This window comes from Chitinimonas viridis, from assembly GCF_030409555.1.
Lineage (GTDB): Bacteria > Pseudomonadota > Gammaproteobacteria > Burkholderiales > Chitinimonadaceae > Chitinimonas > Chitinimonas viridis.
On sequence record NZ_JAUFPU010000019.1, the window covers coordinates 383,266 to 408,940 of the forward strand.

Genomic DNA, 25,675 nt, shown 5'->3' on the forward strand with positions numbered 1-25,675 from the left:
GTTAAAGCACGTTAATCCACCTGCACTTATATTTGTGGGAATATAACTAGGCATGCCTTATGCCACCGCCAAGCCTTGCTGTAAGCCACGGCGCGCAGCATCATGCACCCCATTACACCCGCCACTGAGCCTTAAAACGCGCCATCAACGGTACAAACATACACATGAACCCAACCACGATACAGATCATAGGCGCAGCGCTGTTTGCCATCGCCCTAATACATACCTTCTCCACTAAGTTCTTCGAGCGCCTGGCCCGTAGCCGGCCGCAGCATGCTGGCATCTGGCATCTGCTGGGCGAGGTGGAGGTGGTTTTCGGGTTCTGGGCCATGGTGCTGATGCTGGCGATGTTCTTCCTGCAGGGCAAGGATGTCGCAACAGCCTATATCGACTCGCGCAATTTCACCGAGCCCTTGTTCGTTTTCGCCATCATGGTCATCGCCGGTACTCGCCCCATATTGCAGTTGGCCAATTGGCTGGTCGAAGCCCTGGCCAGGCTGATCCCGCTGCAGACGAAACTGGCGCATTACTTTCTGGTACTCGCACTAGTTCCCTTGCTGGGCTCCTTCATCACCGAACCTGCCGCCATGACACTGGCTGCGCTGGTGCTGCGTGATCGCTATCTGGGTGCCGGTGTCAGCAACCGCTTCAAGTACGCCACCCTGGGGGTACTGTTCGTCAACATCTCCATAGGCGGCACCCTGACACCCTTTGCAGCACCGCCTGTCCTGATGGTTGCGGCCACCTGGAACTGGGATATCGCCTTCATGATCACGACCTTTGGCTGGAAAGCCGCTGTCGCCGTCGTGTTCAACGCCGTTGCGGTGACTACCCTGCTGCGCAAGGAGTTGCTGGGGCTCCAGCCAAACAGCACAGGTGCTACGACACACCCTGTCCCCCTTGCGTTGATCGCCGTGCATCTGCTGTTCATGGTCGGGGTCGTAGTATTCGCCCATCACCCTGCCGTCTTCATGGGGCTGTTCCTGTTCTTCCTTGGGGTGGCCCACGCTTACGAACGCCATCAGGACAAGCTGATCCTGCGCGAAGGCTTGCTGGTGGCCTTCTTCCTGGCTGGCCTGGTGGTATTGGGTGGCCAGCAGCAGTGGTGGCTGCAGCCCGTACTCCTGAGCATGAATGCCGATGCGGTCTACTTCGGCGCCACCGCACTGACCGCCGTGACCGACAATGCCGCCCTGACCTATCTGGGTTCGCTGGTAGAAGGGCTGTCCGACGAGTTCAAATACGCCCTGGTAGCCGGTGCCGTCACCGGTGGCGGCCTGACCATCATCGCCAACGCGCCCAACCCGGCGGGTATCGCCATCCTGCGCGACAAGTTCGATGACGGCGCCGTGCACCCATTGGGGCTGCTGGCCGCCGCACTCCCGCCCACCCTGGTGGCCATGCTGGCCTTCAAGCTGCTGTAGCGGGCTTCCCGCAACCTCAGTTTCCAAGCATGCCGTATCGCAGCGAATTGCGGTTGCTACGAAAGTGGGGTTGCTACGAAAGTGGGGTTGCTACGAAAGTGGGGTTGCTGAGCGCCCTCGGCAGGAGTGGCACCGTGTTGATCATCACCCCGGGGCACTCCCTTCACCGGCTGGCGCGGTATCAAGCATGGCCTATATTGCAATGCCGGGCACGGCAACACTGCCCGGCATTGCTTTTTCCAATTCAGGAGTATTGCCATGCTGAAGATAACGCTGCCGCGTACCGCCATAGCTGTGGCCGCAATAACCCTTGCCGCCATCACGGCACAAGCTGCAAGCGAGTGGTATTTCTACGTCCAGAACAACACCAAGACCAAGATAGTGAAGCTGCAGGTATCCGAGACCAAGAAGGATTGGGGCGACTTTGACATAGGCAGCGGTATCGGCCCCGGCAAGAAGGAGCGCATGGAATGGGACGAGAGCACCGATACCGAAGGTTGCGATCAGTGGATACGGGCCAAGTTTGCTGATGGCAGCTATAGCGAACCTAGCAAGTTCAACTTCTGCAAGAACCTGGACGACCCCATTGAGTTCGACGATTGAGTCCCCCCGCGAAACCCTGGCTCGCCAGGGTTTCATCCTTCCAGCGTAAACCACATCACGCTACGCGCTCCCAGATTCTCCCTCCCGGCTACTAGCCACCAGAATAGTCGGCAGTACCGCCCGGCTGGTGTAAAATTACATTTCCACAAATGCAAATAGACTTTGATGCATGGACCGGCATCGTTCCAAGCCATTCCCGTGCCCACAAGCGCATCTGAGCAGCAGCAGATAGCACGACACCCAAGGGAGATACAGCATGTTGACCATCGCCATTCCAGCCTTGAACGAGGCCGCCAACATCGGGTCGGTTGTCAGATTCGCCAAAGCCCACCCATCTGTCCGAGAGGTCATCGTAGTGGATGATGGCTCGATTGATGACACGGTGCGCCTGGCCACAGAAGCGGGGGCAAACGTCATCACCAGCACCTTGCTGGGGAAAGGCCCATCCATGCGTGATGCGCTATCAGTCGCCCAGACAGACTTCATCCTCTATCTGGATGGCGACATGCGCAGGCTGGACGCCTCGCTGATCGACCGCATGCTGTCTCCGCTTGAGCGAGGGGCAGACTTCGTCAAAGCCAGCTTCGCCCGATCCGCAGGCCGGGTCACCGAACTCACCGCCCGCCCCCTGCTGCGTACCTTCTTTCCGGAACTCAGCCAGTTCAGCCAGCCATTGGGCGGGATCATCGCGGCCCGCACCGAGCTATTGCAGCGACTCAGGTTCGAAGACGACTTCGGCGTGGACATCGGCCTGCTTATCGACGCCCATTTCCTGGGCGCGCTGGTGGTAGAGGTCGATGTCGGCACGGTAGAGCACGACAGCAAGCCACTGGCCAGCCTGGGCAATATGGCCATGCAGGTCAGCCGCGCCATCCTGCGCCGGGCCGAACTGGTAGGCAGGCTGCAAGCCGACAAACTGGCCGAGACCATGGAGCACGAGCGCCAGCTCGGTGCAGAATTGGACGGCATCGCATCCAGTATCGACGCTGGCGGTAAGCTGGCCCTGTTTGATATGGATGGCACCTTGCTGCAGGGGCGCTTCATCCAGGCCCTGGCGCAGCGTGCCGGCTTTGAGCAGGCGCTGCACCCCCTGCTGGACAATGGCATTCTGGATGCCGCTACCCGCTCCCAGGCCATCGCAGCCTTGCTCAAGGGCCTGCCCCAGCAGACATTCATCGACGTGGCAAAATCCATTCCCTTGCAGGAAGGCGCGGTAGAGGCCGTGATACAGCTGCGCAAGATGGGTTATCGCGTCGGCATCGTCTCAGACAGCTACTACATCGCCGCAGAAATCATCCGCAAGCGTGTCTTTGCCGATTTTGCCGTCGCCCATATACTGAACTTTGCCCAGGGCGAAGCCACTGGCGAGCTGAGAGTCAACGAACTGTTCGCACACTCATCCGGCTGCGCCAGCCACGTGATTTGCAAGCGCAATGTCTTGCAGCATCTGGAGGATTTCGCCGATCAACCTTTTGGCCACACCCTGATGGTGGGCGACGGCGACAACGACCTGTGCCTGATCAAGGCTGCCGATGCCGGCTTCGCCTACCGTACCCGCTCACCACGGCTCAGCGCCAGCGCCACGCCGCTAACCGATCTGAGGGAAATCAGCGCGCTCATCAGCCGTGAACCCGCATTGCTCCACTGAGTGGTCTGGCAGAAACCGGACTTTCAATGTAGCTCGCACCCAATGCAAACAGGCCGCTATGCGGCCCGTTTGTATTGCCAAGTATTACCTGATCAGTAGATATTGAAGATGAAGTACTTACGCTGGATTTCCTGGTAAACACCGTTCTCCAGAATGGCAGCCAGCGCTGTATTCAAGCGTGACTTCAGCGCGGTATTGCCCTTGCGCAGCGCAATGCCCTGGCCCTCGCCAAAGAACTTGGGGTCAACCACCGACGAGCCCACCAGCTCAAAACCCTGGCCCTTGGGTGTCTGCAGGAAGCCATAGTAGCCGGCCACCACGTCGTCCATCACCATATCGACCTCGTTACGGCTCAGGCCCTCGTACATTTCGTCCGCGTTCTTGTAGCGGGTAATGGGCGAGGTGGCCGAATACTTGGCCGTCAGGTAACGGTCATAGGTGGTATCGGCCTGCACGCCTATCTTCATCTTGGCGATACGCTTGGGCGTGATGAACACATAGGGCACGCGTTTATTCTTGGCAAAGAAGAAAGCCGGCGTATTGGCGTAGCGGTCGGTAAAATCAACCTGCTTCTTGCGCTCTTCCGTGATGGACATCATGGCCACCGCCGCGTCCACCTTCTTCTCCTGCAGGGCCGGGATCAAGTCATCCCAGTCCACCTTGACCAGCTTGCACTCCACCTTCATCTCCTTGCACAGCGCCAGGGAGATATCGATGTCAAAACCCTTGAGATTGCCCTTGGCGTCTACGTCAGAAAAAGGCGGATATTTGCCTTCGATGGCAATGCGCACTTCTTCGGCCTGTGCGGTAGAAAAAATCGCCAGCAGCAAAACCGGCAAGAGCAAACGTAAGCTTTTCATGATTTCGATACCCCTTATGCAATGCACCATCCGAGTGTGGGCGCAAGGGCCGAAGCCTACGCCTAGCTCACAATACGAACAACCTTCCCCCTGCATTTGTCGCAATGCAGCAATAGCGATGTTGTAGAACGCGAACATGGCCGCTTGCCGCAGCACCGCGACGCGCTACAATCGCCGATATGCTCAGCGAACGCGCCCAAATACTGCTAAAGACCCTGGTCGAGCGCTATATCGCCGAAGGCCAGCCGGTTGGTTCCCGCACCCTATCCAAGTACTCGGGTCTGGAACTGTCACCGGCATCCATACGCAATGTGATGTCCGACCTGGAAGAACTGGGGCTGATCATCAGCCCGCATACCTCAGCGGGACGCATCCCGACACCGCTGGGCTATCGCCTGTTCGTCGATACCCTGCTCACCATCCAACCATTGGAGCAACTTCAGATACGGGAGTTGCAAGGACAGCTACAGCCCGACAACCCTACCCGTGCCGTGGCAGCCGCGTCCACCTTGCTGTCGCAGTTGACCGAGTTCGCCGGTGTAGTCATGTCGCCCAAGCGGCGAGGCATCCCATTGGCACAGGTGGAATTCGTCCGCCTGGCCGAAAAACGCATCCTGCTGATCCTGGTCACCGCCGATGGCGATGTGCAGAACCGCATTCTGCTGACCGAGCGCGACCATTCCGCCAGCGAGCTGATCGAAGCCACCAACTTCCTCAACCAGCATTGCGTGGGCAAGACGCTGGAAGAAGTACGCGACGCCGTCTATCAGGATCTCCGCAATCTGCAGGGCAATATCTCCGCACTGATGAATGCGGCAGTCGAGGCCGGCAGCCAGGCCATGGCGGAGGAAGCCACGCCCATGGTGATCACAGGTGAAAGCAATCTGCTGCGGGTAGACGAGCTGTCAGGCAATGTCGAGCGCCTGCGCCAGTTGTTCCGCGTGTTCGAAGAGAAAACCGCCCTGCTGCAATTGCTGGATCACGGCCAGCATGCTGCCGGCGTACAGATATTCATCGGCCAGGAAGCCGGCATTTCCTCGCTGGACGAATGCTCGGTCGTCACCGCCCCCTACAAGGTCAACGGCCAGATCGTCGGCACACTGGGCGTCATCGGCCCTACCCGCATGGCCTATGAGCGGGTGATACCCATAGTTGATATCACAGCGCGGCTGCTGTCATCCGCGCTCTCGCACCACCACTGAGCCTGTCAGCCCGTCGCGCTACCGCGATAGGCTGGCATGCCGTGCCCACACCCACCGGATATCCTGTTTTGATCCTACGTTCGCTGCTGCTCACCCTCGCCGCCATCACCTGCCTCGCCGACGATGCGCCGCCCCCATCCGCCCCCGAGGCCACGCCCGCCTATTGGGAACGGCCCGATGTGCAGGCCTTCATCGACGAAATGGCCACCCAGCACGGCTTCGACCGCGCCGCGCTGGTCCAACAGTTCGCCCAGGTCACACTCAAGCCCAACATCCTGGCCGTGCTGGATAAGCCTTCCACCAGCCGCCCTTACCACGCCTTTCGCCCCGACTTCGTCAACGATACCCGCCTGCGCCTGGGCGTAGCCTATTGGCAGGCCAATGCCCCGCTGCTGCAAGCGGTGTCCGATCAATACGGCGTAGAGCCCGAATACCTGGTCGCCATACTCGGCGTAGAAACCCTCTGGGGCCGCAATACCGGCAGCTTCCGCGTCATGGATGCGCTTGGTACCATCGCCTTCGACTACCCCCGGCGTGCCGATTTTTTCCGCAAGGAACTACGCGAGTTCCTGCTGCTGGCGCGCGATGAGCAGGCCGACCCCTTTGAATTCAAGGGCAGCTACGCTGGCGCCATGGGTGCTCCCCAGTTCATGCCGTCCAGCTTCCACGCCTATGCTGCAGACTGGGACAAAGACGGACGCCACGATATCTGGAACAACCAGGGCGATATCCTGGCCAGCGTGGCCAATTACTTCGTCCAGCATGGCTGGCAACGCGGCGAGCCACTGCTGGTGCCTGCTACGGTGGAGGGCGAGGGCTACGCCCCGCTGGTCGCAGACAAGTTCAACCTGCATTACAAGGTCAGCGAACTGGCGGCCTTTGGCGTACGCCCCTCCGAACCGCTCAATGGCGACCCCCTGGCCGTGCTGGCACCACTTGAGCACGAGCCCGGCGTGACCCGCTACTGGCTCGGCCTCGCCAACTTCTATGCCATCACCCGCTACAACCGCAGCACCCATTACGCGATGGCGGTGCACGAGCTGGCCCAGCGCATCAAGGCTGCCTATCACGACCCCAGTCTGCTGCCCAAGGTCGAAGCGCCCAAGCGCAAGCCAGCCAAGCCCAAAAAGAAATCCGGCAAGCGACGTAAATAGCACGGCCACAGGCTCTTACGGCAAACCGATTGCCAAACCGCATCCGGGTCAGATAGCCGACAGGGCACCTGACCCGCTCATGCACCCATCAGGAAAATGATATCTGCACCGCCCAGGGTCTATGCTGATAGACAAGGCGCCGGGCAGGAGGAAAGCAGCGCCCATACACCGGTCAACAATAAACGGCTCCAATGTCCTTACGTACGTTGTTGCAGCGCATACCGCCTAGTCTCTACTACGTCCTGATCGCAGCGGCATGGATCGCCTTTTCCGATCGCCTGCTCCATGCTCTGGTCAGTTCGCCCACCCTGATCGCCACACTGCAGACCTTCAAGGGCTGGTTCTTCGTTCTGCTCACCGGCGCCGCTCTGCACTGGCTGATACAACGCAGCCGAGCCAGCAACCGCCTGGCCCACCACCGCATACAAGCACTGGCCGGCTTCTATCAAGCGGTCTCCAAGGTCGGCGATGCCGCCATGCGGGCAGAGCATAGCGAGCCGCTTTACCAGGCCGTCTGCGAGGCCGTCGTCAGCAATCCAGGGATACGCGTCACCGCCGTCACCCGTATCGATCCCGATAAAAAACTCCTCCAAAGCTGCTACAGCCTGGGCGAGGCCACCGCCATCTACGCAGAACCGCTGTCGCTGGACCCAGCCAGCTCCCGCGCCGCGCCGGTCTCACTGCGTGCCATCCAGTCCGGCAAGCCCTTCATCTGCAACGACATCGACAAAGACTACGCGTTTGCCCTGCAGCGGGAGCTGTACCGGGACCATCAACTCAACGCATTTGCGGCCTTTCCCCTGTTTGAGGAAGGACGCATAGTCGGCACCCTTACCGTCGCCAGCCAGCATGTGGGCTATTTTGATGCCGAGCTGGTCGAGGTCATCACCCGCCTGGCCGACGCCGTCTCCTTCGGCCTGGGCCACCTGCGCCGCCTCCGCCGGCTCAGGCTGATGGACAGGCTGATAGAACGCGCCAACGACGGCGTCATCGTCACCGACCCCACCGGCGTCATACGCGCCGTCAACCCCCGCTTTTGCGAGATCACCGGCTACACGGTGGACGAAATACTGGGGCAGACCCCCCGTGTGCTGCAGTCAGGCCGCCAGAGCGCGCAGTTCTACCGCGACATGTGGCAAAGGCTCACCCAGCACGGCCATTGGCGTGGCGAGATATGGAACCGCCGCCGTAACGGCGAGATCTACCCCGAATGGCTGACCATTTCGTCGGTCAAGAACGAACATGGCGAGACTGAAAACTACCTTGCCGTATTCAGCGACCTCAGTGAGCGCATCGAGGCCGAGCAACGGATACGCGAACTCACCGCAGTCGACACCCTCACCGGCGTACTCAACGCCGAGGTCTTCCGCGCCCGCCTGGCAGAATTCCTGCGGGATACCCGGCAACAAAAGCAGCGTGCCCTGGTGGCCGTGCTCAACCTCAATCGCCTGCGGGTCATCAATCAGGTGTATGGCCGCGAAAAAGGCGACCGCATACTCAGCGAGATAGGCGAACGCCTGCGCGCCCTGCAACTGAGCAATTCCCTGATGGGCCGGCTGGGCGGCGACGAATTCGGCATCGCCGTGGGCGGTTTGCACACACTGGAAGATGTGATGCGCATCGCAAGGCGGATAGGCGGCTGCTTCAACGCCCTCTTCGTGCTGGATGCCGACACCCTGCTGATACGGCCCAGCATCGGCGCCGCCTGCTTCCCCGAGCATGGCGAAGACACTGTCAATATCCTGGCCCACGCCACCGCCGCCATGCAGCGCTGCAAGCGCGAGGCACTCGACACCGTACGACTCTATACGCCCGACCTCTCCCACGAGGTCAACGCCCCGTTCGAACTCGAACAGGACCTGCGCCGCGCCATCGACAACGGCGAACTCTGGCTGTCCTTCCAGCCCCAGGTCGATATCCGCGACGGCAGGCCCATAGGCATGGAGACCCTGCTGCGCTGGAACCACCCCAGCCTGGGGCCGATTTCCCCTGCCAAGTTCATCCCGGTCGCCGAAGAATCCGGCCTCATCCTGCCCATAGGCGAATGGATATTGTTTGAGGCCTGCCGTCAGGCCGCACTCTGGAACCAAGGCCGGGCCCAGCCGCTGCGGGTCGCCGTGAACGTCTCGGCCGTACAGTTCCAGCGCCAGAACTGGCCCAGGCTGGTCGAGAAAGCCCTTGTAGCCAGCGGCCTGGATCCCGCCTGCCTGGAACTGGAGGTCACCGAAAGCGTGGTGATGCAGCATATCGACGCCGTCGCCATGCGACTCCGCGCCCTCAAGGCCCTGGGCGTACAACTTGCCATCGACGACTTCGGAACAGGCTACTCCTCTCTGGCCTACCTCAAGCGCCTGCCCATAGACCGGCTCAAGATAGACCAAAGCTTTGTGCGGGGCCTGCCCGGCGACGCAGGCGACACCGCCATCACCCGCGCCATCGTCGGCCTGGCTGCCAGCCTGGGTTTCCAGACCATTGCCGAAGGGGTGGAAACCCTGGAGCAGGCAACCGTATTGAGCCGCATGGGCTGCCCCGAAGCACAAGGCTGGCACTACGCCAAAGCCATGCCCGCCAAAGACTTCAGTGCCTGGCTGGAAAAACAGGACCAGCGCATCGCCACCAGCAATTAGCCCCCGCGCCTAGTCCTCCTGTCTCCCCCTACGGTTTCCATCAGCACACGCAACGGCCGGCATGGCGTCGGCGTATAATCATCCGCTTCGCCGAACCCACCCCATCCGCCGCTCGCCATGCCGCACTTGCTGCCCATACCGCCGCTGCCACCCGCCGGCCAACGCACCCGACTCGTATTGCCTGCCGGCTCCAGCGATGCCAGCTTGCTCGCCGCGATGGCAGACCAGGTCAAACCCCTGGCCATACTGGCAGCCGATGCCCAGACGGCAGCACGGCTAAAGGACGAGATTGCCTGGTTTGCCCCCGGCAAGACCGTCGTCCTCCTGCCCGACTGGGAAACCCTGCCCTACGACAGCTTCTCGCCGCACCACGATCTGATCTCCGAACGGCTGGCCACGCTGTGGCAGATACGCCAGCAACAGGCCGACGTCATCATCGTCCCGGTACAGACCGCGCTGATGCCACTGCCACCGGTCGAATACCTCACCGCCTACAGCTTCTTCCTCAAAGCCAAGACCCGGCTGGATGTTGAGAAACTCCGCAGCGACTTGGCCTTCGCCGGCTACAGCCATGTCACCCAGGTATATGGCCCCGGTGAATTCTCCATCCGTGGCGGCTTGATCGACCTCTTCCCCATGGGCTCCACCCTGCCCTACCGGCTGGACCTGTTCGATTCCGACATCGAAACCATCCGTACCTTTGATGTTGATACCCAACGCAGCATCTATCCGGTGCCCGAGATACGCCTGCTGCCAGCGCGTGAATTCCCGCTCGACGACAACGGCCGCGCCAAGTTCCGCTCGCGTTTTCGCGAGGTATTTGAAGGCGACCCCAGCAAATCGCGCGTCTACAAGGATATCTCCAGCGGCCTGATTCCCCCCGGCGTCGAGTACTACCTGCCGCTGTTCTTCGACCAGACCGCCACGCTGTTCGACTACCTGTCCGCAGACGCCCTGCTGGCACAGCATGGCGACCTGATGCAAGCCTGCGACCGCTTCTGGGCCGATACCCAGAGCCGCTACAAGATGTTGGCCGGCGACCGTGACCGCCCCCTGCTGCCGCCCAATGAATTGTTCATCGGCACCGACCGCTTCTTCGCCCTGATGAAGCCCTACCGCCGGCTGGAGCTCACCGCCGAAGCCCCAGCGGTAGAGGACGCGCGCGAAACCGCCTGGCGCGAAGCCAGCCGAGGCCTGCCCGATCTGCGGGTAGACCGCCGGGCCGACAACCCCATCCAGAAACTGGCCGACTTTGTCGATGGCTTCGATGGCCGCGTCGTCCTGCTGGCCGAATCCCTGGGCCGCCGCGAGACCCTGCACCAATACTTTGCCGAATACGGCCTCAGCGTCGCCGTAGCCGAAACCTGGCAGGACTGCCTCGCCAGCACTGAACGAGTACTGCTGGGCGTCTCGCCCCTGGCGGCAGGCTTTATCGTCAGCGGCATGGCCGTGATAACCGAGGCCGACCTGTACGGCCACAGCAGCACCCTCAGCCGCCGCAAGGCGCAAAAGCGCAGCAACGCCGAAGGCATGCTGCGCGATCTGTCCGAACTCAAGGTCGGCGACCCGGTCGTGCACGAACAACACGGCATAGGCCGCTACATGGGCCTGGTCAGCATGGATCTTGGCGAGGGCGTCACCGAGATGCTGCTGCTGGAATACGCCGGCAGCGACAAGCTCTATGTCCCCGTCGCCCAGTTGCACCTGATCAGCCGCTATGCCGGCGGTGCCGAAGACAGCGCACCGCTGCACAAGCTGGGTTCAGGTCAATGGGAGAAAGCCAAGCGGAAGGCAGCCGAACAGGTACGCGATACCGCCGCCGAACTGCTCAACCTCTACGCCCGCCGAGCCGCCCGCGAAGGTTACGCCTTTGGCTTCAAGCCGCACGATTACGAAGCCTTTGCCGACGGCTTCGGCTTCGAGGAAACCGCCGACCAGGCCGGCGCCATCGAAGCCGTGATCGCCGACATGACCAGCGGCAAGCCCATGGACAGGCTCATCTGTGGCGACGTGGGCTTCGGCAAGACCGAAGTCGCCCTGCGGGCCGCCTACGTGGCCGTGGCAGACGGCAAGCAGGTCGCCGTGCTGGTCCCCACCACCTTGCTGGCCGAGCAGCACTTCCAGAACTTCTCCGACCGCTTTGCCGACCTGCCAGTACGGGTGGCCGAACTCAGCCGCTTCCGCTCCAAGAAAGAAGTCGATGCCGCCGTAGCCGGCATGGAATCAGGCAGCATCGACATCGTCATCGGCACCCACAAGCTGGTGCAGGACGGCATCAAGTTCAAGAACCTGGGCCTCGTCATCATCGACGAAGAACACCGCTTCGGCGTCCGCCACAAAGAGCAGCTCAAGGCGCTGCGCAGCGAAGTGGATGTACTCACGCTGACCGCCACCCCCATCCCGCGCACCCTGGCCATGTCACTGGAGGGTCTGCGCGACTTCTCCGTCATCGCCACCGCCCCCAGCCGCCGGCTGGCCATCAAGACCTTTGTCGCCAACTGGAGCGACGGCGTCATCCGCGAAGCCGTCCTGCGCGAACTCAAGCGCGGCGGCCAGGTGTTCTTCCTGCATAACGAGGTGGACACCATCATCAATATGCACGAGAAGCTCGCCGCCCTGCTGCCCGAGGCCCGCATCGGCGTCGCCCACGGCCAGATGCGCGAACGCGATCTGGAACAGGTGATGCGCGACTTCAACCAGCAGCGCTTCAACCTGCTGCTGTGCACCACCATCATCGAAACTGGTATCGACATTCCCAATGCCAATACCATCATCATGAACCGCGCCGACAAGTTCGGCCTGGCACAGCTGCACCAGATGCGCGGTCGTGTCGGCCGCTCCCATCACCAGGCCTACGCCTACCTGCTGGTCCCCGACATCAAAGCCCTGACAGCCTCCGCGCAAAAGCGCCTGGAAGCCATCCAGCAGATGGAAGAACTGGGCTCCGGCTTCTATCTCGCCATGCACGACCTGGAAATCCGTGGCGCAGGCGAAGTGCTGGGCGACGACCAATCCGGCGAGGTGCAGGAAATCGGCTTCTCACTGTATTCCGCCATGCTCAACGAAGCCGTCAAAGCGCTCAAGAAAGGGGTGGAGCCCGATCTCAACGCCCCGCTGGGCGTCGCGACCGAAATCAACCTGCACAGCCCCGCCCTGCTGCCCAATGACTACTGCCCCGATGTGCACGAACGGCTGGTCATCTACAAGCGCCTGGCCAACTGCGAAACCAACGACGAGCTGGACGACATGCAGCAGGAACTGATCGACCGCTTCGGCCTGCTGCCGCCGCCAGCCAAGATCCTGCTCGACTGCCACCGCCTGCGCCTGGTGGCCAAGCCCATGGGCGTGCTCAAGCTAGATGCCTCCGAGATCGCCATCTCAGTACAGTTTGCCGCCCAGAACACGCTGGACCCCATGAAGGTCATGAAACTGATACAGACCAAGCGCAACTACAAGCTGGCCGGTCCAGACCGCCTGCGGGTAGAAAGCGCCCTGCCCGATCCCGCCATCAGGGCCGTGCGGGTGAAGGAGCTGCTGGCCGAACTCAGCTGACAGCTAATCACCGGCCCTGACGCCCTCCCTACAACATGCCTGCAACACAGGCGTGCGAGGCTAGTTCAATCAAAACAAGCACTTCGCGCCGGGTGGGAAAAACAACAATCCGCCATCCAAGCCTGTGCTTGTATGCCCCCATGTTTTTGACCACAATCAAATCAAACCGGAGGACGTAATGACAGCAGTACCGGCCCTCAGCCTGCCCATGACGGGCGACCAAATGTTTGACACGGCCCAACTGGCCGGCACCCCCTACGTTCTCTATTTCTACCCCAAGGACAACACCCCAGGCTGCACCACCGAGGGCGGTGATTTCCGCGATCACCACGCCGCCTTCCAGGCCGCCGGCACCCAGGTGTTCGGCGCCAGCCGCGACAGCCTCAAGTCGCACGAGAACTTCAAGGCCAAGATGGCCTTCCCCTTCGAGTTGGTATCCGACCCCGAAGAGCAGCTATGCGAAGCCTTCGGCGTAATGAAGATGAAGAACATGTACGGCAAGCAGGTGCGCGGCATAGAGCGCAGCACCTTTGTCGTCGATGGCAAGGGACAGATTGTGAAGGAATGGCGCGGCGTGAAGGTGCCGGGCCATGTGAGCGATGTGCTAGCTTTCGTGCAAACGATGAAATGACCGAAACGCCCGTCTCTGTGACGGGCGTTTTGCTTTGTGGAGCCGGATGGGCGCCGCGAACAAAACCCAACCTAGCACTGCTGGCCAAGCGTGCAGCAGGCGCGCGCAGCAGACCGTCCAGGCAGCACGGCCGGTCCGCACCGCAAGGCCAGCCGGGTTTTGTCAGCGGCACCGATTGGTACCGGTTCTCGCGACGTCGGCCACAAGCCGACCTATCACCTAGCCCGAGGAAAATATGGCCGCTGCCCGTAAAGCCAAAACCACCAAGCTCTTTGTGCTGGATACCAATGTACTGATGCACGACCCCACCAGTCTGTTCCGCTTTGAGGAACACGACGTCTGCCTCCCCATGGTCACCCTCGAAGAACTCGACGGCCACAAAAAAGGCATGAGCGAAGTCGCCCGCAATGCCCGCCAGGCCAGCCGATTCCTGGACGACATCGTCAGCGGCAAGGAAGGCGAGATCAACCAGGGCGTCTCCCTGAAAGACCCCTCCAAGGGCATGGCCACCGGCAGCCTGTTCCTGCAGACCCAGGCCACCCGCATCGAACTACCTGCTGACCTGCCCGTCGGCAAGGCCGACAACCAGATACTCACCGTCGTCATGCAACTGGCGCAGCAGCATGCAAAGCGCGAAGTTGTGCTGGTGTCCAAAGACATCAACATGCGCATCAAGGCCCGCGCCCTGGGTCTGGCGGCAGAAGACTACTTCAACGACCAGGTGCTGGAAGACACCGACCTGCTGTACACCGGCGTACGCGAGATAGACCAAGGCTTCTGGGAGAAAAACGGCAAAGACATGAAAAGCTGGCAGGAAGGTGGCCGCGCCTACTACCAGCTCAAGGGCAACGACTGCGCCAGCCTGCTGCTCAACCAGATGGTCTGGCAGGAAGCCGACAAACCCTTCCTCGCCATGGTCAGGTCGGTCGAAGGCAAGACCGCCGTACTGGAGTCACTCAAGGACTACAGCCACCCCAAGAACGCCATCTGGGGCATTACCGCCCGCAACCGCGAACAGAACTTCGCCATCAACCTGCTGATGAACCCCGATATCGACTTCGTCACCCTGCTGGGCCAGGCCGGTACCGGCAAGACCCTGCTGACGCTGGCATCTGCCCTGATGATGACGCTGGAGGAAAAACGCTACACCGAGATCATCATGACCCGCGTCACCGTGCCGGTAGGAGAGGATATCGGCTTCCTGCCCGGCACCGAAGAAGAAAAGATGGCCCCCTGGATGGGCGCCCTCGAAGACAACCTGGACGTACTGAACCAGACCGATGGCGAATCTGGCGAATGGGGCCGCGCCGCCACCCGCGACCTGATACGGTCACGCATCAAGATCAAATCGCTCAACTTCATGCGCGGCCGCACCTTCCTCAACAAATTCCTCATCATCGACGAAGCGCAGAACCTCACCCCCAAGCAGATGAAGACCCTGATCACCCGTGCCGGCCCCGGCACCAAGGTAGTCTGCCTGGGCAATATCGCCCAGATCGACACCCCCTACCTGACCGAAGGCTCGTCCGGCCTCACCTACGTGGTGGATCGCTTCAAGGGCTGGGGCCATTCCGGCCACATCACCCTGCAGCGGGGCGAACGCTCGCGCCTGGCCGACCACGCCGCCGAAGTACTGTAACCTCCCCCGCCCTGGCCAGCCTACCCATCAGGCTGGCCCAGGGCAGGCCCATCCCACCAAACCGCCCGGCCATCGCAGCAAGCCGGGCGTTTTTTCATCGCCATTGGCCATACGGCAGCTAAAATGATGGCAGACCAACGAGGCGAACCGCATGACCATCATTGCCGTATTCAATCAGAAGGGTGGCGTAGGCAAGACCACCACCACCGCCAACCTGGCCGCCGCCATGGCCCGCAACGGCTTGGCACCATTGGTGATCGACCTGGACCCGCAGGCTCACCTCACCAGCATGTCCGGCCTCACCCCCAAGGCCAGCCGCACGGTCTACAGCTTCTACCAGAACCAGACGCCCCTGTCGGAGCTGGTGACCGAGCTGGGCAACCAGGTCAACCTGATTCCCTCGCACATGGAACTGGCCAAGGTCGACATGATGCTGACCCAGAACCGGCGCGACTTGCGGCGGCTCAAGAAAGCCATGGCAGACGAAATGCTGGCCGATAGCGACACACCTGTACTGATCGACTGCTGCCCCATGATCGGCGTACTGTCGCTCTCAGCGCTGATGGCTGCAGATGTCGTACTGGTACCCGTCACCGCCGAATACCTCGCGATGAACGGCGCCCAGCAGCTCGACCAGACCCTGAAAGGCCTGGCCACCAAAGGCCTCTATCGCCCGCGCAAGGTATTCATCAACCGCTACCAGCGCGGCCACCCCACCTCAGAAAAAGTCTCTCACGAACTGACCCGCCGCTACGGCAAGGACTTCTGCCGCACCCGCGTGTTCGAGAGCCAAAGCATACTCGAAGGCGTAGGCAGCAATCAGGACGTCTTCAGTTTCGCCCCCGATTCAGAAAGTGCCGAGGACTTCAGCTACCTGTTGGACGAACTGATCGAATCCGGCTTCATCAAGGTGAGTTTGTGATAGTACGCATCCTGTTCGCACTCAGTCTCATGGCCTCGGCCCTGGCGGCCGACGTGGACAAGCTATGGGACTACGACAAACCAGCGGTATCGGAAACCCGTTTCCGCAAAGCCCTGGAACAAGCCCAGCAGGCCGGCGACGCCGCAACGGCAGGCGAACTCATCACCCAGATCGCCCGTGCCCAAGGCCTGCAGGGCAACTTCCAGGCCGGTAATCTCACGCTCGACAGCGTACTGCCCACCATGGGCCAGTTGCCACCCACCGTCAGCGTGCGCTACCTGCTGGAACGCGGCCGCCTGATCAACTCAGCCGGCGAGCCCAAAAAAGCCTGGCGGTGGTTCCGCAACGCCCTCTCCCTGGCACAGCGCCACAACCTCGACTTCTACACCATCGACGCCCTGCACATGCTGGGCATCGTCGATAGCGGCAAGGCCACGCTGGAATGGAACCAGCAAGCCATCCAGCTGGCCGAGAAGAGCAGCGACACGCGCGCCAAAGACTGGCTGGGCTCGCTCTACAACAACCAGGGCTGGACCTACCACGACCAGAAAGACCTGCCCAAGGCGCTCGACTACCTACGCAAGGCCCAAGCCTGGCACGAAGCGCACGGCAGCGGCAAAACACTGCTGGTAGCCCGCTGGAGCGTAGCCAAGGTACTGCGCGAAAGCGGCGAAGTGGAACGCGCCCTGACCATCCTGCTAGACCTGGAACGGGCCTGGCAGCGCCAGGGCGAGGAAGACGGCTACGTCTACGAGGAAATCGGCGAGAACCTGCTACTGACCGGCCGCCGCGAGGAAGCCCGCAACTACTTCGCCCGCGCCCTTGCCGTGCTGTCCAAGGACGAATGGCTGGTCAAGGCAGAACCGGCACGAATGCAACGGCTGCGCCAGCTGTCACAGTAGCGCCATGCCATATCGCAAGCCCCAAGCACCCTTGATACCGGTGGCGTCCGCAGGTAGGGCGGCCTGAGCAAAGCGAAGCCCGCCGCATGGGGCAGATTGAAATACCAGTCCCCTCAGCGTTCACGCCAACCTCGGCAGCCCCCCGCAAACAGCCCTAGTCGCGCGTAGCTACTTCAAATATCTCGCCACAATCGCCTGCGCCTCTCCGCTACGACTCTGCTCCACCAACTCCCTGTCCAGATCAGCAATAAAAGCCTTCTGTATCGCATCGGTCTCGCCTGGCCCAAAAACCACATGGGCCGATTCGCTGGAGAGCGTCAAGCTTTCACGCAGGTCCAGCGCCGCCATCGACGCCTTGGTGCGAGGGTCGCGCTGCAATCGCCTAAGGTTCCACAGGATGGAAAACCGATCATTGACATAGCAATGGGTCCTACCCGCCGCCAGCGCCAGCAGATTTTCCTCATTGCCTTTGAACTGCGTGACCCTGATCGCACCAGACTGCCGTGCCTGCACAAACACATCGCTCATGGCAAAACCCTGGTTGATGCCTATGCGCAGGTCGCCATAGTCCCGGGGCCAGTCTGGCCTGGGTGGTTGCAATACCTGCTGCCTGCAGAACACCGCGACATGCTCGTGCTGCAGCGGGGCAGAGTAATGCGTGATATAGGACCGCTCAGACCGACGGTAGGAAGCAAACAAGCCAAAAATCCGCCCATGCGCCAGCTCCGCCAAACCGCGCTCCCAAGGAATGGGCCGCAGCTCCACCTGGTATCGCTTGAGCCTGGCCACGGCGGCCCGCACCTGGTCTACATAAATGCCCTTTAAGCGCCCCCGCTCAACATAGGAATAAGGGGGAAACGCCTCATCCGCATACAGCACGATGGGCGCAGCCTGGCTTGCTGGCATGCATAGCAACGGCAACAAAGCCAGCATGCCGCGCCAGTGGCTCGCACCGCCCACGGTCGCTTCGTACAGCCTCAGCAACGCGCGACGGTCAAGCCAGCAGCGGCTGCTCGCCCTAGCAGCAGCGCCCTGGCACACCACTGCCCAATGGAATCGGCAAGAAAAAATCATTCCCCAGACGACCAGCCGCCACCTGGCAACGCCGCATTCTCGAAGCGCGACCAATGGCCCAGGAAGGTCAGCTTGACCACACCCGTCGGGCCGTTACGATGCTTGCTGACAATGATCTCGGCCAAGCCCTTGTCGGGCGAATCCGGGTTGTAGTACTCGTCCCGGTACAGAAACATGATCAAGTCGGCATCCTGCTCAATGGCGCCCGATTCCCGCAAGTCAGACATCATGGGACGCTTATTGGGCCGCTGCTCCACCGAACGGCTCAACTGCGACAGGGCAATCACCGGCACCCGCAGCTCCTTGGCCAAGCCCTTCAGCGAACGCGAGATTTCACCCACTTCGGTAGCACGGTTCTGATCCTTGCCCGAACCCGACATCAACTGTATGTAGTCGATCACGATCAAGCCCAGCTTGCCGTCAAACTGCCGCGCCAGGCGGCGGGCGCGAGCGCGTAGTTCCAGCGCCGTCAAGCCTGGCGTTTCGTCGATAAAGATATTGGCCTCAGAGAGCTTGCCAGCGGCATAGGTCAGCTTCTGCCAATCATCATCCTCCAGCCGGCCAGTCTTGATCTTATGCTGATCCAGCCGCCCTACCGAACCGATCATACGCATGGCCAGCTGCGCACCGCCCATTTCCATCGAGAAAATCGCCACCGGCAAGGCCGAATCGATGGCCACATTCTCCGCGATGTTGACCGAGAAGGCCGTCTTGCCCATGGAAGGCCGCCCCGCCACGATAATCAGATCACCGGGCTGCAAGCCCGATGTCTTGCCATCCAGGTCCGAGAAACCGGTAGGTGTCCCGGTCACCTCATCCGGGTTGTCGCGGCTGTAGAGTTCATCAATCCGCGTAACCACCTCTTTCAGCAGCTGCGGCATGCCCAGAAAGCCCTGCTTGCCACGGGCAGACTGCTCGGCAATTTCAAACACCTTGCCTTCCGCCTCATCCAGCAGCTGTGCCGCCTCGCGGCCACGGGGGCTATAGGCGGCATCGGCAATTTCGGTACCGATGGCGGCCAACTGCCGCATGATGGAGCGCTCACGCACAATCTCGGCATAGCGCTTGATGTTGGCAGCGCTGGGTACGTTCTGCGCCAGGCTGGCCAGATAGCTCAGACCACCCACATAGGCCAGCTGGCTGGCATTATCCAGCGATTCCGCCACCGTCACCGCATCCGCCGGGCGGCCAGTTTCCACCAACCGCGACACATGGCGGAAGATCACACGATGGTCGTCACGGTAGAAGTCCGGCTCGGTAATGGCGTCCGCAATCCGGTCCCAGGAACCATTGTCGATCAGCAGGCCACCCAACACCGACTGCTCCGCCTCCACCGAGTGCGGCGGTGTGCGGATGGCAGCTACCTGAGGGTCCAGCGACAACTCATGGTCGCCAAAATCCTGTATGTCTTCTTGATTGAATTGCATGTAACCCTGTTGAAACTTAGGATACGCGACCTTATGCCGCGAACTAGGCTGGTATTCTACCAGTCGCGATCACACCCATGCCCCAAGTCCGTAAATCTGTCCTCGTGCCCTACCCGGCCAAATTGATGTTCGACCTGATCGATCGGGTCGAGGATTACCCGCAATTCCTGCCCTGGTGCGGCCAGACCCAGATCCACCTGCGCGATCACGACTGGACCGTCGCCACCATAGGCATCGATTACCTGGGCCTGAAATCAGCGTTCACCACCGAAAACCGCAAGCAGGCCGATCTCATCAGCATGGAACTGAAAGACGGCCCCTTCCGTGCGCTCACCGGGGCATGGCGCTTCCATGCACTAGCGGACGACGCCTGCAAGATAGAATTCGAACTCGACTACGAGTTTTCCAGCCGCACGCTGGAAAGCCTGGTCGGCCCGGTATTCAGCAAGATAGCGGGCACCTTTGTCGATGCCTTCGTCAAAGAAGCAGACAGGCGGCACGGATGAGCACAATGATCAACATAGAAGTAGCCTACGCCCGGCCCGACACACAGGCCATCGTCGCCCTGAGCCTGCCCGAAGGCAGCACAATCGCCGCCGCCATCACCGCATCAGCCCTCGCCCAGCGCTTTCCCGAGCTATCGCAGGCCAAGCTGACAGCCGGCGTACATGGCCATGTCCGCGCGCTCGAAACCCCGCTACGGGAAGGCGACCGGGTAGAAATCTACCGCCCCCTGATCGCCGATCCCAAAGACGCCCGCCACCGCCGGGTAGCACTAGGCAAAACCATGAAGCGGGACGACGGCGCCTAGCAAGCCCAGCGGGCCGCGACAAGACAAAGCGACCTTGAACGGGCGCCAACAGCTCACCAGCGCCCTACCTACTCCACCTTGTGGGCGCGTAGAGCTGCTAACAAAACCCAGCGTAGCGGTTCTGGCTAGGCGCGCGCCGCAGACAGTACGTGGGTACGGCAAGCTCGCACAACAACGCCAGAAGGGTTTGGTTAGCGGCGCTTAATTACTGCCCTTGCACAACCGCTGCTGCGCCTTGGTATTCTCGGCAATCTTCGCCTGGCGCTCCGCCTCAGGCATCTTCACATTCTTGCCATCCGGCCCAGTGGTAAAGACTTCCTTGGCGCCCAGGGCCTTCAAGTTGGCATTGGCATTGGCGCACAACACCTTGGCCTCTTCCGCCGTCGGCACACCGGCCTGTATCACATTACCCTTGCCCGCTGCCTGGGGCGGCGCCACCTGTACCACGCCAGCCGGTGAGCGAAGCTTCATCTGCTCGCTCTTCACCATGGCCGGTGGCTGATCGCCGTACTGCACCTGGCCATTGGCGTCGACCCATTTATACACCTTGGCGTGCGCCAAGGTTGCTGCCAAGGCCACGCCTACCAGACACAGGCCACGTACATTCATCATGCTCATATCAATTCCTCACTACTGGCTGCCTCAAGCGGCAGGGTCTCCGTTGCTTCGTGCTCAAACCGTACATGCTCGATCTCGACAAAACGCTTGCTGATCTTCTCACTGCTGATCTGTACCTGCTGCGCATCCTCATGCGCCTGCCGGATATGCGTAGCCAGGTTCTTCATACGCGTATCAAACCGGCGGAAGTCTTCCGACAAGCGCGACAGCGCCGACTTGATAATATGCACCTGTTGACGTGTTTCCACATCCTTGATGACAGCACGCGCCGTATTGAGCACGGCCATCATGGTGGTCGGCGACACAATCCACACCCGCTTGCCCATGGCGTACTGCACCAGGTCGGGATGGTAAGCATGGATCTCGGCAAACACCGCCTCGGCCGGGATAAACATCACGGCACCATCCGCCGTCTCACCCGCCACAATGTATTTGTCGCTGATGGCGTCGATATGTTTCTTCACATCCGCCTTGAACTGCCGCTGCGCCAGCAAGCGTTCGGATTCCACACTGGTACCGAACATCCTGTGATAGTTCTCCAGCGGGAACTTCGAATCCACCGCAACCGTGCCGGTCGGCTCCGGCAGTTTCAGTATGCAGTCCGCCCGGGTGCCATTGCTCAACACCGCCTGCAACTGGTAGCACGAAGCCGGCAGCACATTGCTCACCAGATGCTCCAGCTGCACCTCGCCAAAAGCCCCGCGCGAACGCTTGTCGCCTAGCAGCTCCTGCAGGCTCACCACATTGCTGGTCAAGCCATCTATCTTCTTCTGCGCCTCATCTATCGTCGCCAGGCGCGCCATCACGCTCGCGAAAGTCTCATTGGTCTTCTTGAAGCCCTCATCCAGCCGCTCGCTCACCTTGCCCGAAATCTGCTCCAGCCGCTTGTCCACTCCCTCACTCAGCAAGCTAATCGACTGAGTCAACTGCTCGGTGGTACGGCGCAAGGTATTGAGCAACAACTCCTGCTGCGCCCGCCCCTGCTCACCCACCTGCTTGCCCACCGATTCCAGCACCTCAGCGCGCAAGGCATCCTGCTTTTGCTGCACAGTCTGCGAAATCTCAGCCAGCTGCTTGGCAATGGCCTCCCGGCTGTCGGCCAGGGCCTGGGCCTGCGTCAGCTGCATCGATTGCAAAGCAGCAGTCTGGGCAATCTGCGCCGCCTGCAAGGCCTCGGTCTGGGTCGCCCTCAGACTGTCCAGGCCTACCCGGGTGTCCTTCAGCTCAGCCCCCACCGATTCACGCAAGCGATCAAACGACTGCCCCACGCTATCGCGCAGGCGCTCGCCCGATTCCGTCACGCTATTACGCAAACGCTCGCTCTGCTCGGCAAAGCCATGGCTCAATGCCTCGGATTGCCGCTGCAAACCACCATGCAGGTCATTGAGCATGGCCCTGTGCTTCTCCTCCAGCTGGGCAGACAACAAATCCAGCGTGGTGCGCTGTGACTGGGCCAACTGCCCCAACCGCACCACCACCAGAATGCCCGCCAACAGCACAACCACCGCCACGATGCCAAACAGCAGTTCAACCATGTAGATATTCCAAGAGCATGTTCATTGAGCGCGATGATACGCCTAGTCAGGCCCGCCGTATGGATGACCGCACAGCCGGCACCGTCACAAAATTCCAAATAGATCTAAAAAAACAATTTCAAATTCCTGTTTGGAATTTTTCAACGCCGGCATCATGCCCAGCAACGGCACCAAGGGTACACATACTGTGCTTGATAAACCTTACCAAGGGCACTATCAGAAACCTCAGCGCGTCCACGGGGGCCGACCATCCACCGGCCTCCAGGCAAGACAAGAGCAACGCCGTACTGCGATAAAAGTACGGTTGCCAGAAGCGCCCCGCGCACAGCGTATCTGCCCAATTGACAGCCCATTTCGCTCACCCCCAACTCGATAGGCGAAGTCCATGCCCACCACGCCTCCCATAGTGCTGCACCCAGGCTGGCAAAATTCCGGCCCCGAACACTGGCAAAGCCACTGGCAAGCCAGCCAACCCGGCAGCAGCCGCGTCCCACAAACCGATTGGGACCACCCCGACCTAGACGACTGGATACAGACGCTGGACAAGCACCTGGCCCAGCAAGCCCAACCCGCACTGCTGGCCTGCCACAGCCTGGGCTGCCTCACCCTGCTGCACTGGCTCGCCCACTACCCACAGCATCACCACCGCATAGCCGGCGCCCTGCTGGTCGCCCCCGCCGACGTCGAGCGCGACAACGCCCCCGCCGAGATACAAGGCTTCGCCCCCATCCCCCGCCAACGCCTACCTTTTCCCAGCATCGTGGTCGCCAGCGACAACGACCCCTATTGCCAGTTGGCGCGTAGCCAGCAACTGGCACAGCACTGGGGCTCCGGCTTCTACCTGCTCACCGGCGCAGGCCATATCAACGCCCAAAGCGGCCTGGCCCACTGGCCCAAGGGGCTGGCCTTGCTGCAGGGGCTGGCCAACCAGCAGTCTGTTCTTGGGTAATGCGCTTCTTCATGCCTAATCTCCTTCGATGATGGGATTGGACGCTAAACCGTGGCGCTACTCAAATTCGGGGGGGGCGTCGAAGCCAGGGGAAGTTGCCCAGCCAGATCCAAGTGGACAATGGGCCGGAGTTCACCAGCAAGGCATTGGATCAGTGGGCATATGAACATGGTGTGCGACTGCAGTTCATCCGGCCCGGCAAGCCCGTGGACAATGCACATATCGAAAGCTTCAACGGTCGGTTCCGGGAGGAGTGCTTGAACCAGCATACCTTCCGTAGCCTGCATGATGCACAACAGAAGATCGAGGCGTGGCGTCTCGATTACAACGCGGCCCGGCCACATAGTGCGCTGGGCTATTTGACCCCGGCGGAATACCGGGAAAGGCATCACCCCCCAACCGCTCAGATTGCTAATTTATGCGTGGTAGACCGAGTCGGGTAAGGTCACAATGGGCTACGCACAAATGGATTGTCACGCAAAATACAAGACCCCTCGTCTTGCTGTATCCCAGAGAGGAATGTGGTTAACCTAGCTGTTGCAAACTAGCGGACGGGGCACCTAGGATTTGGGCGCCAACTTTGCGAACAAGTAATGCCTATCTAGGGTGCTACCGCAACTAGGGCAGTTAACCGACGGCAAACGAAGTGCATTCTTGTAGAGTACGTAACTATCCCCATACAGCTCGTATAGTGAGCTACTTCTAGCATAACAGCCCATCAAGGTGGAATGGCAATTACTGCAAACATACCTTTCCAATAAAACAGGCCATAAATTACTCTCCACCATCAAAAAGAAGTTAAAGAAATATTCCCCCTTTGGCCCTTCAAAGAAACCCAAATATAATCCGGGGAAAAAAATCCTCTCATCACAAGCACTTCGAGCAACCGCCCTCAACTCCTCCGACTTGTCAAGTAAGAAATTTCTCGCCTCTAATATTTCCCCCCCAGAATAAAAGTAATGTTTCTTACCAAACAAAAACATTGGCCGGCTAATCATTCACACCTACCTCCTTCATCGGGTATGCTACGCGAATAAAGTACTCATCCTCAGTACTTGTTGCAACAGGGGTTTTAACCAAAAAACGCCTCTGAATATCAGCATAATAAACCGCGCCATTAAATCCAGCAAATGACCTCGCGACTTCTAAGTTAGTAGTTACTGAAAACATCGAGCGAGGGGTAAAGGGAAACTCTGTCCCAGTCAAGGTCTGCGCTTGCGCCATCAACTCCTCAGAGCGAAAGCGGAATAACAATTCATAATGGCGTTTGGCACCCGCCGCCAACGCAGCAGCCAATGAAAAATCATTTTCAAAGAATCCCTCTCGAGCAGCATCACTCATCATGAATCCAGTGTACCGCCACGCGGAATTCTCCGAGCTTCTTGCAGTGCCACGATACACACGCAGCACTTCTGTGCCTTCAGCACTTGCTGCTCCTTGAGTAATTACATCACCTAACAACGAGCCAGCACCAAGTGCAGCAGCACTACCTAATAGATCATTACCACCACCTCTTCGTCCACCAGCTCCGCCTACGATGGAATTTTTCAGAACATCTCGAACTAAATTCGCAGTCCCCCCAGCCAAAATACGACTAGCATTCCCTTTATCTCCCTTGCTTGTATCGGCACTAGCCGTCCCAGAGCGCTCCAATGACGATGGTAGCTTTGCACCAGTAGCAATGATTGCAGGCCCATTAGCTCCACCACCTATCACAGTGTAGGTCCCATCCTTATCTTGCACAAAAACCAAACCACCGGCAGCGATGGTCTCTGCAGCCCCTTGCACCGACTTCAAGCCTTCGGGTGACAGACCACCAGTGAGACTACAGCCCGACCCGCCATCTTCCCTACCACCATCGGTATGGCTGCTTACACAGCCCGCAAACCCCGTCGGATCCGTCATATTCGTCGGATTGTTCCACACATACGTATAGCGGTTGTAGCTCTGGCTATGCTCCGGGTCCTGAATCAACGGGTCCGCCGACAGGAATCGCGCCACCAGCGGGTCGTAGATACGCCCGTTCATGTGCACCAAGTCCAGCTCGTCCAGCATCTCGTGGCCGGTAAAGCCCCGGTCGATGACCTTGCCGTCGCC

20 protein-coding genes and 1 pseudogene are annotated in these 25,675 nt (G+C 60.3%); 15 read left to right on the forward strand and 6 right to left on the reverse strand.

Features of this window, described 5'->3' with window-relative positions; translation table 11 throughout:
• Positions 1-164: 164 nt before the first annotated feature.
• The 3 genes from QWZ03_RS20285 (at position 165) to QWZ03_RS20295 (ending at position 3,675) form a co-directional block, all read left to right on the forward strand.
• Positions 165-1,424, forward strand: coding sequence for a putative Na+/H+ antiporter (locus tag QWZ03_RS20285; RefSeq protein WP_290334431.1), 1,260 nt, complete (start codon positions 165-167; stop codon positions 1,422-1,424).
• 258 nt (positions 1,425-1,682) lie between these two features.
• Complete coding sequence (locus tag QWZ03_RS20290) at positions 1,683-2,027, forward strand: hypothetical protein (RefSeq protein ID WP_290334432.1); 345 nt, start codon at positions 1,683-1,685, stop codon at positions 2,025-2,027.
• Between the two features lie 256 nt (positions 2,028-2,283).
• Positions 2,284-3,675: an HAD-IB family phosphatase gene (locus QWZ03_RS20295; protein ID WP_290334433.1), complete on the forward strand. Its 1,392-nt coding sequence runs from the start codon at positions 2,284-2,286 to the stop codon at positions 3,673-3,675.
• Between the two features lie 92 nt (positions 3,676-3,767).
• On the opposite strand, the gene QWZ03_RS20300 is transcribed toward QWZ03_RS20295, so the two are convergent.
• On the reverse strand, positions 3,768-4,535 hold the full coding sequence (locus QWZ03_RS20300) for a transporter substrate-binding domain-containing protein (protein ID WP_290334434.1): 768 nt from the start codon (positions 4,533-4,535) through the stop codon (positions 3,768-3,770).
• A gap of 179 nt (positions 4,536-4,714) precedes the next feature.
• Here QWZ03_RS20300 and hrcA point away from each other — a divergent pair, with 179 nt between their 5' ends.
• The 8 genes from hrcA to QWZ03_RS20340 all read left to right on the forward strand — a co-directional run bounded on the left by hrcA (position 4,715) and on the right by QWZ03_RS20340 (position 17,164).
• Positions 4,715-5,737, forward strand: a complete 1,023-nt coding sequence (gene hrcA, locus QWZ03_RS20305; protein ID WP_290334435.1) for a heat-inducible transcriptional repressor HrcA — start codon at positions 4,715-4,717, stop codon at positions 5,735-5,737.
• Positions 5,738-5,805: 68 nt separating this feature from the next.
• Positions 5,806-6,891 (forward strand): lytic murein transglycosylase B, encoded by a 1,086-nt coding sequence (gene mltB / locus QWZ03_RS20310; protein WP_290334436.1) that lies wholly within the window; start codon positions 5,806-5,808, stop codon positions 6,889-6,891.
• 191 nt (positions 6,892-7,082) lie between these two features.
• On the forward strand, positions 7,083-9,518 hold the full coding sequence (locus tag QWZ03_RS20315) for a bifunctional diguanylate cyclase/phosphodiesterase (RefSeq protein WP_290334437.1): 2,436 nt from the start codon (positions 7,083-7,085) through the stop codon (positions 9,516-9,518).
• Positions 9,519-9,635: 117 nt separating this feature from the next.
• On the forward strand, positions 9,636-13,070 hold the full coding sequence (gene mfd / locus QWZ03_RS20320; protein WP_290334438.1) for a transcription-repair coupling factor: 3,435 nt from the start codon (positions 9,636-9,638) through the stop codon (positions 13,068-13,070).
• Between the two features lie 178 nt (positions 13,071-13,248).
• The gene (locus tag QWZ03_RS20325; protein WP_290334439.1) at positions 13,249-13,701 is read left to right on the forward strand and encodes a peroxiredoxin; all 453 of its coding nucleotides are present in this window, start codon (positions 13,249-13,251) and stop codon (positions 13,699-13,701) included.
• Positions 13,702-13,936: 235 nt separating this feature from the next.
• The gene (locus tag QWZ03_RS20330; protein ID WP_308447589.1) at positions 13,937-15,340 is read left to right on the forward strand and encodes a PhoH family protein; all 1,404 of its coding nucleotides are present in this window, start codon (positions 13,937-13,939) and stop codon (positions 15,338-15,340) included.
• A gap of 151 nt (positions 15,341-15,491) precedes the next feature.
• Positions 15,492-16,262: a ParA family protein gene (locus tag QWZ03_RS20335; RefSeq protein WP_284196137.1), complete on the forward strand. Its 771-nt coding sequence runs from the start codon at positions 15,492-15,494 to the stop codon at positions 16,260-16,262.
• Complete coding sequence (locus QWZ03_RS20340; RefSeq protein ID WP_290334440.1) at positions 16,259-17,164, forward strand: tetratricopeptide repeat protein; 906 nt, start codon at positions 16,259-16,261, stop codon at positions 17,162-17,164. The genes QWZ03_RS20335 and QWZ03_RS20340 overlap by 4 nt, the downstream gene beginning before the upstream one ends.
• 168 nt (positions 17,165-17,332) lie before the next feature.
• On the opposite strand, the gene QWZ03_RS20345 is transcribed toward QWZ03_RS20340, so the two are convergent.
• Both QWZ03_RS20345 and dnaB read right to left on the reverse strand, forming a co-directional pair.
• Positions 17,333-18,070 (reverse strand): substrate-binding periplasmic protein, encoded by a 738-nt coding sequence (locus QWZ03_RS20345; protein ID WP_290334441.1) that lies wholly within the window; start codon positions 18,068-18,070, stop codon positions 17,333-17,335.
• A gap of 164 nt (positions 18,071-18,234) precedes the next feature.
• Positions 18,235-19,644: a replicative DNA helicase gene (gene dnaB, locus QWZ03_RS20350; protein ID WP_505538580.1), complete on the reverse strand. Its 1,410-nt coding sequence runs from the start codon at positions 19,642-19,644 to the stop codon at positions 18,235-18,237.
• A gap of 98 nt (positions 19,645-19,742) precedes the next feature.
• On the opposite strand from dnaB, the gene QWZ03_RS20355 reads away from it, so the two are divergent.
• Both QWZ03_RS20355 and QWZ03_RS20360 read left to right on the forward strand, forming a co-directional pair.
• Complete coding sequence (locus QWZ03_RS20355; protein ID WP_284196141.1) at positions 19,743-20,171, forward strand: type II toxin-antitoxin system RatA family toxin; 429 nt, start codon at positions 19,743-19,745, stop codon at positions 20,169-20,171.
• A gap of 5 nt (positions 20,172-20,176) precedes the next feature.
• Entirely contained in the window at positions 20,177-20,476 is a 300-nt protein-coding gene (locus QWZ03_RS20360; RefSeq protein WP_290334442.1) for an RnfH family protein, read from the forward strand.
• Positions 20,477-20,677: 201 nt separating this feature from the next.
• On the opposite strand, the gene QWZ03_RS20365 is transcribed toward QWZ03_RS20360, so the two are convergent.
• Together QWZ03_RS20365 and QWZ03_RS20370 are read right to left on the reverse strand one after the other, a co-directional pair.
• Positions 20,678-21,094, reverse strand: coding sequence for a DUF4124 domain-containing protein (locus tag QWZ03_RS20365; RefSeq protein WP_290334443.1), 417 nt, complete (start codon positions 21,092-21,094; stop codon positions 20,678-20,680).
• On the reverse strand, positions 21,091-22,629 hold the full coding sequence (locus tag QWZ03_RS20370) for a DNA recombination protein RmuC (protein ID WP_284196144.1): 1,539 nt from the start codon (positions 22,627-22,629) through the stop codon (positions 21,091-21,093). The genes QWZ03_RS20365 and QWZ03_RS20370 overlap by 4 nt, the downstream gene beginning before the upstream one ends.
• 385 nt (positions 22,630-23,014) lie before the next feature.
• Between QWZ03_RS20370 and QWZ03_RS20375 the strand changes: the two genes are divergently transcribed.
• Positions 23,015-23,578 carry an RBBP9/YdeN family alpha/beta hydrolase gene (locus QWZ03_RS20375; protein WP_290334444.1) on the forward strand — a complete coding sequence of 188 codons (564 nt, stop codon included), beginning with the start codon at positions 23,015-23,017 and terminating at the stop codon, positions 23,576-23,578.
• 95 nt (positions 23,579-23,673) lie between these two features.
• Positions 23,674-24,021, forward strand: a pseudogene (locus QWZ03_RS20380) (integrase core domain-containing protein); the annotation flags it as partial.
• A 547-nt stretch (positions 24,022-24,568) separates the two neighbouring features.
• On the opposite strand, the gene QWZ03_RS20385 reads toward QWZ03_RS20380, so the two are convergent.
• Positions 24,569-25,675, reverse strand: a 1,107-nt coding sequence (locus QWZ03_RS20385; protein WP_290334445.1) for an RHS repeat-associated core domain-containing protein, incomplete at its 5' end; no start/stop codon positions are given.